Source organism: Streptomyces sp. MnatMP-M17, from assembly GCF_900091995.1.
Lineage (GTDB): Bacteria > Actinomycetota > Actinomycetes > Streptomycetales > Streptomycetaceae > Streptomyces.
Genome location: NZ_FMDK01000188.1, coordinates 1 through 9427 on the forward strand (window position 1 = coordinate 1; position 9427 = coordinate 9427).

At 70.8% G+C, this 9427-nt stretch carries 9 protein-coding genes; 3 read left to right on the forward strand and 6 right to left on the reverse strand.

The window, feature by feature from the left end; genetic code table 11:
- Positions 1-214 precede the first annotated feature (214 nt).
- Both sigJ and GA0115259_RS09160 read left to right on the forward strand, forming a co-directional pair.
- Complete coding sequence (sigJ, locus tag GA0115259_RS09155) at positions 215-1192, forward strand: RNA polymerase sigma factor SigJ (RefSeq protein WP_256097952.1); 978 nt, start codon at positions 215-217, stop codon at positions 1190-1192.
- A gap of 255 nt (positions 1193-1447) precedes the next feature.
- The gene (locus GA0115259_RS09160) at positions 1448-2212 is read left to right on the forward strand and encodes a GntR family transcriptional regulator (protein ID WP_093593540.1); all 765 of its coding nucleotides are present in this window, start codon (positions 1448-1450) and stop codon (positions 2210-2212) included.
- 12 nt (positions 2213-2224) lie between these two features.
- Here GA0115259_RS09160 and GA0115259_RS09165 read toward each other — a convergent pair whose 3' ends face one another.
- Positions 2225-3388 carry an ROK family transcriptional regulator gene (locus tag GA0115259_RS09165; protein WP_093593543.1) on the reverse strand — a complete coding sequence of 388 codons (1164 nt, stop codon included), beginning with the start codon at positions 3386-3388 and terminating at the stop codon, positions 2225-2227.
- Positions 3389-3536: 148 nt separating this feature from the next.
- On the opposite strand from GA0115259_RS09165, the gene GA0115259_RS09170 reads away from it, so the two are divergent.
- Positions 3537-3977: a nitroreductase family deazaflavin-dependent oxidoreductase gene (locus GA0115259_RS09170; protein WP_093593546.1), complete on the forward strand. Its 441-nt coding sequence runs from the start codon at positions 3537-3539 to the stop codon at positions 3975-3977.
- A gap of 188 nt (positions 3978-4165) precedes the next feature.
- On the opposite strand, the gene manD is transcribed toward GA0115259_RS09170, so the two are convergent.
- From manD to GA0115259_RS09195, 5 genes are all read right to left on the reverse strand, one after another.
- Positions 4166-5434 carry a D-mannonate dehydratase ManD gene (gene manD / locus GA0115259_RS09175; protein ID WP_093593549.1) on the reverse strand — a complete coding sequence of 423 codons (1269 nt, stop codon included), beginning with the start codon at positions 5432-5434 and terminating at the stop codon, positions 4166-4168.
- On the reverse strand, positions 5431-6864 hold the full coding sequence (gene purB, locus GA0115259_RS09180; RefSeq protein WP_093593553.1) for an adenylosuccinate lyase: 1434 nt from the start codon (positions 6862-6864) through the stop codon (positions 5431-5433). The genes manD and purB overlap by 4 nt, the downstream gene beginning before the upstream one ends.
- Positions 6865-6956: 92 nt before the next feature.
- Positions 6957-7751: an SGNH/GDSL hydrolase family protein gene (locus GA0115259_RS09185; protein WP_093593551.1), complete on the reverse strand. Its 795-nt coding sequence runs from the start codon at positions 7749-7751 to the stop codon at positions 6957-6959.
- Positions 7752-7844: 93 nt separating this feature from the next.
- Positions 7845-8858, reverse strand: a complete 1014-nt coding sequence (locus GA0115259_RS09190) for a hemolysin family protein (RefSeq protein WP_093593556.1) — start codon at positions 8856-8858, stop codon at positions 7845-7847.
- On the reverse strand, positions 8858-9427 hold a 570-nt coding region (locus tag GA0115259_RS09195), incomplete at its 5' end, for a transporter associated domain-containing protein (protein WP_141716501.1). The genes GA0115259_RS09190 and GA0115259_RS09195, both read right to left, overlap by 1 nt.

Below are 9427 nucleotides of genomic sequence, written 5' to 3' on the forward strand. Positions count from 1 at the left end.
GAGTTCGCGCCGCCGGCGGAGGCGGGAGTGTCGGTGGCCGGGGACGGATCGGGGTTGTTGCTGGGGCTGTTCGACATCGATGAGTCTCCTGGGCAGGTGGATGCCGGGCTGTCGTGCCATGCCTAGTCGCTGGCGGCAGCCACCGCGCGAACCCCGTATGAACAACCGACCGCCCCGCCGAGCCTCGCCGAGCGTACGGCCGCGCGCGCGTCACCTGGACAGCCGACAAACACTGGGCTGGGATGGGACGGTGGCGACCGAGACGACGAGCACCGACGAAGCTGACGGAACTGACGGAACTGGCGAACCCGATGAAACCGCTGTATTCGAAAGGCACCGGAGCGTACTGACCGGAGTGGCCTACCGCATGCTCGGCCGGTTCGCCGACGCCGAGGACGTGGTGCAGGAGGCATGGCTGCGCTGGAGCGGGGAAGGGCGTGCGGATGTCCGCGATCCGCGCGCCTATCTCGTACGGATCACCACCCGGCTCGCCATCGACCGGCTGCGCCAGGCCCAGTCGCGGCGTGAGGCCTATGTGGGGCCCTGGCTGCCGGAGCCGGTCGTCACCGACTACGGTCCGGCCGCGTCCGACACGGCCGAGCGTGCCGTGCTCGCCGATTCGGTCTCGCTCGCCGTGCTGGTCGTCCTGGAGTCCCTCTCGCCGCTGGAGCGCGCGGTGTTCGTTCTGCGCGAGGCATTCGGCTTTCCGTTCGCCGAGATCGCCGCCGTACTGGACCGGAGCGAGGCGGCCGTCCGTCAGCTCGCGGGCCGGGCCCGCCGCCATGTCGAGGAGCGCAGACCTCGTTACGACGTGGATCCCGCCGAGCGCCGCGATCTCACCGAGCGGTTCCTCGCGGCGGCCGGCGGCGGTGACATGGAGGCCCTCATCGGTCTGCTGGCGCCGGACGTCCGGCTCGTGGGTGACAGTGGCGGCAAGGCCAAGGCGCCGCTGCGGATCGTCGAGGGCGCCGACAAGGTGGCGCGGTTCTTCATCGCCGTCGCGGGCGACGCGGCCCGCTACGAACGCCGGATCGTGGAGATCAACGGCGCCGTGGCCCTGCTGGTCCTCAGCGACGGAAAGCCGGATCTCGTCCTTCAACTGGAGATCGCCGACGGTGCGGTGCGGTCCGTCCACATCATGCGGAATCCGGACAAGCTCGCTGGAGTGGTTTCAGGGCGGCCCGCCCTGTAAGCCCTGCTCGCCGCTCCACACGTTACGGAGTCCCGTGTCCATTCCGGCCGCGGGACTCCGTTGTCACCTGCGCCTCACCGGTGTACGAACGTACTGTGAACACCCTGAGTCCGGGAGTGACTTCTCTCGGTGACCGAAGCAGGATTGGTCTTGACCAACTGGATGGGCGGTCCTATCGTCGCTAGTTAGTGCAGGAACCTTTAATAAACATTGCACGGAAAACCCGCCGGGACACGGCGATTGCGGAGGATCAGGGTGGGGACCACGCAGCTTGAAACAGTGCCGGAGCCTAAGTACTGGCACCTCAAGACCGTTCTCGGTGAAGCACTCGACTCCGACTTCGCGGTGGGCGAGATCCTGCCCAACGAGCGTGAATTGGCCGCTCGTTTCGGAGTCGCGCGCGCCACGCTGAGGCAGGCGCTCGAACAGCTCGAACTGGAAGGCCGGCTCCAGCGCCGCCGCGGTGTCGGCACGACCGTCGCGCCGCCGAGGGTCGGTGTGGACGTCTCGACAGCCCAGCACGAGTGGCCGGGTGCCGCCCAGGACGCCTGGCAGCCGATCGACTGCGCCATGGCGCCCGTCGGCGCCGGAGTGGCCCGGCTGCTGGAGACGGAGACCGGCGAAGAGGTCCACACGGTCCGCAGGATCCGGGTCACGCACGGCCAGTCCGTCGCGACCGAACTGCTCTACGTACCGTCCTCGTCCGTGCCCGCGCTGTCGGCGATCGACGCGCCGTCCGGCCCGGCCCGCGCCCGCAGCGTGCTGCGCGAGCTTCAGCGGCTCTGCCTCGACGGCCAGGACCGCGCGGTGGAGCTGGGCTCCGCGCGCGCGGACGACGCCAAGGCGCTGGACCGGCTGCCGGGCGCTCCGGTGCTCGTGGTCACGACGCGCTATGTCGTGGACGGCCGTACGGCCGCGGTCTCGGTGGCGACGTACCGCGCGGACACCTGCCGGCTGACCTTCGGCGCGTCGGGCGACCTGGAGATCAGCGACCACCCGCAGGAGCGCAGGGCGTCCTGAAGCCGGGCGCCCTCACCGGTCCCGGCGGGACGTCACCGTACTCTCCACCGCGAAGAGCTGCTCCTCGACATGGTCCAGGGCCAGTCGCAGCGCGCCCGTCGCCACCGCCGCCTCGCCGAGCAGCGAGAGCGTCACGCGTGGCGGGCGCAGACAGTAGCGGGAGAGTTCGCCGCGCAGCGGATCCAGTACGCCGTCGAGTCCGGCCGCCCAGCCGCCGATCACCACCAGCTCCGGGTCCAGCGCCAGCACCAGCGCCGCCACATCGTGCACCAGCCGCTGGATGAACCGCTCGACGGCCGCCTGGGCGCGTATGTCGCCCTCCTTGGCATGGGCGAAGACCTTCGCCACCGCGTGCTCGTCGAGCGGATGGAGCGGCTCGTCCGTCGTCGACAGCAGCTTCTCGGGCGTCACATCGCGGCCCAGCAGATGCAGCGCGCCGATCTCGCCCGCGGCTCCGCCGAACCCGCGGTGCAGCCGGCCGCCGATCATGGCGCCCGCGCCGGGACTGAGCCCGGCCAGTACGAAGACGATGTCGTCGGAGTCGGTGGCGGCGCCCTTCCACTGTTCGGCCACCGCCGCCGCGTTGGCGTCGTTCTCCACCAGGACGGGACATCGGAACGAGCGGCGCAGCCGCTCACCGAGCGCCAGCCCGGTCCACTGAGGGAGCGCGGTGCCCAGCCGTACGGTGCCGTCGGCCTCCACGATGCCGGGACTGCCGACGCCCACCGCCCGCAGGGAGCCGCGCGGCACACCGGTGCGCCGCAGGACATCGGCGACGACCAGCCGTACCCGGTCCAGCCGTTCGTCCGCGTCGGCCTTCTCCGAGACCTCACGCGCGCCGGCGCCGATGATCCTGCCGTCCAGTCCGGAGAGCAGCGCGGCGATCCGGTGCGGTCCGATCTCGATGCCGAGCAGATGGCCCGCCTCGGCGCGGAACCGGAACCGCCGTGCGGGACGGCCCTGTTTACGTGTCTCGCCCTCCTCCGGCGCACACTCCACGACCAGGCCCGTCTCGATCAGCCCTTCCACCACGCCCTCGACGGTCGGGCGGGACAGATCCGTGATCCGGGTCAGATCGGTGAGGGTGAGAGGACCGGCGCCGCGCAGGGCGTGCAGCACCACGGCCGAGTTGATCCGCCGCAGGAGAGAAGGGTCTCCGCCGGTCAGCCGCCCCACGGTATGTCCTCCCAGCTCGTGCGTGTTTGGCGGATGCTACTCGGTGGTTGACGGTGCGGCGAGTCGCGAGGACTCCGGGCTGACCGGTGAGTTGCTCGGGCTGATTAGGCTGGGGCGTGTTGGCGACGCAAGAGGCGGAGGAGCCGGGATGGCGCAGGACGAAGTTGTGGTGATCAGTCCCACGGGCTGGGTGGCCGAACAGGCGAAGACGTACGAGGAGTCCAACGGTGCCCTCGGCGCGGAGGTGCAGGGCGCGCCGTGTCTGCTGCTGGATTACCGCGGCCGGCGAACCGGCCAGTGGCGGCGCACCGTACTGATCTACGGCCGTGACGGCGACGGCTATCTGCTCGTGGCGTCCAAGGGCGGTGCCGACGAGCATCCGCTGTGGTTCCTCAATCTGGAGGCGAACCCGGACGTACGGCTGCGGGTGGGCGCCGAGCGCTTCGCCGCGCGGGCGGAGACCTTGTCACCGGAGGAGAAGGCCCGGGTGTGGCCGGGACTGGTGGAGTTGTTCCCGCAGTACGACGAGTACCAGAAGAAGACGGACAGGGACATTCCGGTCGTACGGCTGACGCGCGCGGCGGACTGACGTACGTGGCGGACTGACGTACGTGGCGGACTGAGGCGCTGAGCCATGGCCCGTCCGTGGCCCCCGGGTTTTCCCTCTGTGGCGGACCGGGGGCCGCTGACGGGCCGTCAGTCGTCAGCCGTGGGCCGTCAGTCGCGTGCCGTCTCCCACCAGGCGGCCGGCGCACGCACCGTCCGCCGAAGCGATCCTCACCAGTCCGTCATCGAGCCGTCGCGCCGTCGGGCGACGGGCAGACAGGCGGGCTCGTACGGGAAGCGCGCGGCCAGCGCCTCGTCGACCTCGATCCCGAGACCGGGCTCGTCCCCGGGGTGCAGATGGCCGTCCTCGTAACTCCACGCGTGGCGGAACACCTCGTGGACGACCGGCTCGTACCCCATGTACTCCTGGATGGCGAAGTTCGGTGTCGACAGCCCGACATGGAGCGACGCGCCCAGCGCCACCGGTGAGATGTCCGAAGGGCCGTGCGGGCCGAGCCGTACCTGCCAGAGCTCGGCCAGCGCCGCGATCCGCCGGAGATGGCTGATCCCGCCCGCGTGCGTCACACAGGTCCTGACGAAGTCGATGAGCTGTTCGGTGATCAGCGTCTGGCACTCCCAGACGGTATTGAACACCTCGCCGATCGCCAGCGGCACGGTGGTGTGCCGCCGGACATGGCGCAGCACCTCCTGGTTCTCCGCCGGAGTCACATCCTCCAGCCAGAAGAGGTTCACCGCCTCCAGCGCCTTGCCGAGCCGGGCCGCCTCGCCGGGAGTGAGCCGGTGGTGTACGTCGTGCAGCAGCTTCAGCTCGGGTCCCACATGCTCGCGGACCGCCGCGAGCATCTCGGGCGCGTGCCGGAGATACGCGTCGGTGTCCCAGATCTCCTCCTGCGGCCCCGGGCCGTGCCTGTCCGGCTGCTCATGCCCGGAGGCCTGCCTGTGCCCGGCAGCCTGCTCGTGCCCGGGAGCGTTCTCGCTCACGCCGTACACCGTGCCGAGACCGGGCACACCGCTCTGCGCCCGCACCGCGCGGAAGCCGCGCTCGCGCTGGGCGTCGACCGCGTCGAGGAGCCGTGGTACGTCCCAGCCACTGGCATGGGTATAGCAGAGGATCCGGTCGCGGACCGCGCCGCCGAGAAGCTGGTAGACGGGCTGTCCGGTGGCCTTGCCCTTGATGTCCCACAGAGCGAGGTCCACCGCGCCGACGGAGGTCATGGTCACCGGACCGCGCCGCCAGTAGGCGCCTCGGTAGAGGTACTGCCAGGTGTCCTCGATCCTCGCCGGATCGCGGCCGATGAGCAGCGGCGCGACATGGTCACGGAGATAGGAGGCGACGGCGAGTTCACGGCCGTTGAGCGTGGCATCGCCCCAGCCGACCAGTCCCTCGGCCGTGGTGATCTTGAGCGTGACGAAGTTACGGCCGGGGCAGGTGATGACGACGTCCGCGGCGACGATCGTGTCGGTCCCGCTCGTCGTCACAGGATCGAGCCCGGTGCGTACGCCGCCGCCTCCGGGTGCTGCTTGGCGATCTCCTCGATCCGGGACACCACCGTCGCGATCTGGTCCTCCGCCGCGCCCGTGAAGGACAGCTTGTCCGCCATCAGCGCGTCCAGCGCCGCGCGGTCGAGCGGGATCCGCTCGTCGGCCGCCAGCCGGTCGAGCAGTTCGTTGCGCTCCGCGCCCTGCTCGCGCATCGCCAGTGCCGACGCCACCGCGTGCTCCTTGATGACCTCGTGCGCGGCCTCACGCCCGACACCGGCCCGTACGGCGGCCATCAGGACCTTCGTCGTGGCGAGGAACGGCAGATAGCGGTCCAGCTCGCGCGCCACGACCGCCGGGAACGCGCCGAACTCGTCCAGCACCGTCAGAAACGTCTCCAGCAGCCCGTCGAAGGCGAAGAACGCGTCCGGCAGCGCCACCCGGCGGACCACCGAGCAGGAGACATCGCCCTCGTTCCACTGGTCGCCCGCCAGCTCACCGGTCATCGACGCGTAGCCGCGCAGGATCACCATCAGCCCGTTGACCCGCTCGCAGGAGCGCGTGTTCATCTTGTGCGGCATGGCGGAGGAGCCGACCTGGCCGGGCTTGAAGCCCTCGGTGACCAGCTCGTGCCCGGCCATCAGCCGGATTGTCTTCGCGACTGAGGACGGCGCGGCGGCGAGCTGTACCAGCGCGGTCACCACGTCATAGTCGAGCGAGCGCGGATACACCTGGCCGACCGAGGTGAAGGCCTGCGCGAAGCCGAGATGGCCCGCGATCCGCCGCTCCAGCTCCGCCAGCTTCGCCGTGTCGCCGCCCAGCAGATCGAGCATGTCCTGCGCCGTACCGACCGGTCCCTTGATCCCGCGCAGCGGATAGCGGCCGAGCAGATCCTCCAGCCGTCCGTACGCCACGAGCAGCTCGTCGGCGGCCGTCGCGAAACGCTTGCCGAGCGTGGTGGCCTGCGCGGCGACATTGTGCGAGCGGCCGGCCATGACCAGCTCGCCGTACTCGCCCGCCAGCTTCCCGAGCCGGGCCAGCACCGCGACCGTACGGTCCCGCATCAGCTCCAGCGACAGCCGGATCTGGAGCTGCTCGACATTCTCGGTCAGATCGCGCGAGGTCATGCCCTTGTGCACCTGCTCATGACCGGCGAGGGCGTTGAACTCCTCGATCCGCGCCTTCACATCGTGCCGGGTGACCTTCTCGCGCTCGGCGATCGACGCCAGGTCGACCTGGTCGAGCACCCGCTCGTAGTCGGCGAGCGCCGCGTCGGGGACCTCGATCCCGAGGTCCCGCTGCGCCCGGAGCACCGCCAGCCAGAGCTGACGCTCCAGCCGTACCTTCTGCTCGGGGGACCACAGCACGGCCAGCTCCGCCGAGGCGTAGCGGCCGGCAAGGACATTGGGGATGCGAGGCTTCGCAGACACGGTCACGTGAGCTGATTCTACTGGCGGTCCGCGCAGGCCGACGCCGGGCGGTCCGCGCAGGCCAGCTCCGGACGGGCAGCCGTACCGTGCCCTCAGTCGCCGGACGGGCTCAGCACCGGCACCTCGTACGGGAGCAGCTCCGGGCGCTTGGCCGGTCTGCCGTCGCCGGAGGAGCGGCCTGTCACGCGGCGGACGATCCATGGGCCGAGATGCCGCCGTGCGAAGCGCGCGTCCTCGGCCCGCCGTGTCAGCCACCGTACGGGCTCGGCCGGCGGCAGCTCCGCGCGCCAGTCGTCCTCCGCCGGCAGTCCCAGCGTCTGCCAGACCGCCTCGGCGACCCGGCGGTGGCCTTCCGCGGTGAGATGGAGCCGGTCCGTGTCCCACAGCCGCTGATCGCCGAGCGCCCGGGCCCCGTACAGATCCACGACCAGCGCGCCGTGCCGGGCCGCCAGCTCGTCGATATGGCTGAACAGCTCCTCCATGCGCGGCCGGAAACGTTCCATCACCGGGCCGTCGCGGCCAGGGCCGCGCATCAGTACGAGCTGTCCGCACGACGGCGCCAGCCGTTCCACGGCCTCGGTGAGCAGTCCCCGGACGCGGCCCATGTCGCACGAGGGCCGCAGGGTGTCGTTGAGTCCGCCGACCAGCGTCACCACATCCGCCGACATCGCCGCGGCGGTGTCCACCTGCTCGTCGAGTATCTGGCCGATGAGCTTGCCGCGTACGGCGAGATTCGCGTACCGGAAGCCCGGAGCGCGGACGGCGAGACGTCCGGCGAGCAGATCCGCCCAGCCGCGGTACGAGCCGTCGGGGAGGAGGTCGGACATGCCCTCGGTGAAGGAGTCACCGACCGCGACAAGGCTGGTGTAGTTGGCATTCATCTCCATGGCGGAGCCGATCGTACCGTGCGGTACGTACGGCCGTTCCCCGGCCCCGAGTGGCCCTGGACCGCCCTGGACGGCTCCCGGGCGTCCCGGCCCTCACGCGTGTCTGCCCACCAGTTGGCGCAGGACGTCCTCCATGGTCACCAGGCCCTCCAGCCTGCCGTCCTCGTCCAGGACGGCGGCGAGATGGGTCCGGCTGCGGCGCATCGCGGTCAGTACGTCGTCCATCGGTGTCGCCGCCCGTACCCGCGCGACCGCGCGCATCGCGGAGACCGGGAACGGCTCGTCGATCGGCGCCACGTCCAGGGCGTCCTTCACATGGAGATAGCCGAGGATCCGCCGTGTGGTGTCCACCACCGGGAAGCGCGAGAAACCGGACCGCGCCGAGAGGCTCTCCAGCTCCTCGGGCGTGACTCCGAGCCGTACGGAGACCACCTGCTCCAGCGGCATCACCACATCGCTCACCGGCCGCCGCCCGAGCTCCAGCGCATCGTGCAGCCGCTCGGTGGCACGGTCGTCGAGCAGCCCGGCATGGCCGGCGTCCGTGACCAGACGGGACAGTTCGTCGTCGGAGAAGGTCGCCGTCACCTCGTCCCTGGTCTCCACGCGCAGCAGCTTCAGCAGACCGTTGGCGAAGGCGTTGACGGTGAAGATCACCGGCCGCAGCGCCCGTGCCAGTGCCACCAGCGGCGGACCGAGCAGCAGCGCGGCCCGCGCGGGGCCCGCGAGGGCGACGTTCTTCGGCACCATCTCGCCGAGCAGCATATGCAGATAGGTCGCCAGGACGAGCGCGATCACGAACGAGACCGGATGCACCAGACCGTGCGGCATCCCGACGGCGTTGAAGAACGGCTCCAGCAGACGCGCGATGGCGGGCTCGGCGACGATACCCAGCACCAGCGTGCAGAGCGTGATGCCGAGCTGGGCCGCCGCCAGCAGCGCCGACACATGCTCCAGACCCCAGATGACACGGCGCGCCCGCCGGTTGCCCGCCTCGGCCTCCGGCTCGATCTGGCTGCGCCGTACGGAGACGAGCGCGAACTCGGACGCGACGAAGAACGCGTTGACGACCAGAGTCAGCAGACCGACGAAGAGCTGGATCGCGATGATCACGCGGATGCCCCATCCTCTCCGTACTCCCCGTACTCCCCGTGCTCGCCGTCCGCCTCGGCCACCTTCACCGGCGCGTGGAGCAGCAGCCGGGCCGCGCGCCGGCCCGTGGCGTCCACGACCTCCAGCAGCCAGCCGTTCAGGGCAAGACGGTCGCCCTCGGCCGGGATACGGCCCAGCTCGGTGGCGACGAGCCCGGCGAGCGTCTCGTACGGTCCCTCGGGCATCCGCAGACCGACGGTCCGCAACTGGTCCGCGCGCGCCGCGCCGTCCGCCGACCAGAGCGCCCTGCCCTCCGCGTCCTCGCCCACCGGGGCCAGATCGGCGGTCTCCTGCGGATCGTGCTCGTCGCGTACCTCGCCGACGACCTCCTCCACGATGTCCTCCAATGTCACGACCCCCGCCGTCCCGCCGTACTCGTCGATGACGACGGCCATGGTGGCGCCGCCCGACAGCCGGTCCAGCAGCCGGTCGACCGTCAGTGTCTCGGGCACCAGCAGCGGTTCGCGCAGCAGCTCGGCCACCGTGCGCCGGGGCCGGCCCGCCGCCGGAACCGCCAGTACGTCCTT